Origin of the sequence: Bradyrhizobium sp. (assembly GCF_016462955.1) — a bacterium.
Classification (GTDB): Bacteria; Pseudomonadota; Alphaproteobacteria; order Rhizobiales; family Xanthobacteraceae; genus Bradyrhizobium.
Window position 1 is genome coordinate 2,788 of record NZ_JAEMSD010000379.1, and the last position, 487, is coordinate 3,274.

Genomic DNA, 487 nt, shown 5'->3' on the forward strand with positions numbered 1-487 from the left:
AGCCTCGAAAGGATGAACGGCCGAGACGCAGCCGCCAGCCGTCGCCCTTCGAGGGCCGCCGAAGGAGCGGCCGCCTCAGGGTGACGGGGAAAGGTTCGGGTTCGCGGCGCGAACTCAATCCCGCAGCAGCTCGTTGATGCTGGTCTTGGAGCGCGTGCGTTCGTCGACGCGCTTGACGATCACGGCGCAGGCGAGGCTGGGGCCGGGCTCGCCGTTCTTCATGGGCTTGCCGGGCAGGGCGCCGGGCACCACCACGGAATATTCGGGCACTTCGCCCATGAAGATCTCGCCGGTCTCGCGGTCGACGATCTTGGTCGAGGCGCCCAGGAACACGCCCATGGACAACACCGCGCCCTTGCGCACGATCACGCCTTCAGCCACCTCGGAGCGCGCGCCGATGAAGCAGTCGTCCTCGATGATGACGGGTTCGGCCTGCAGCGGCTCGAGCACGCCGCCGATGCCGACGCCGCCGGAGATGTGCACACGC

Annotated in this window: 1 protein-coding gene; it reads right to left on the reverse strand. The window is 68.6% G+C overall.

Going from position 1 to position 487, the window contains the following annotated elements; translation table 11 throughout:
• Positions 1–114: 114 nt before the first annotated feature.
• Positions 115–487 (reverse strand): DapH/DapD/GlmU-related protein (locus tag JHD07_RS28860; protein ID WP_291628353.1); only part of this gene is annotated, 373 nt, incomplete at its 5' end.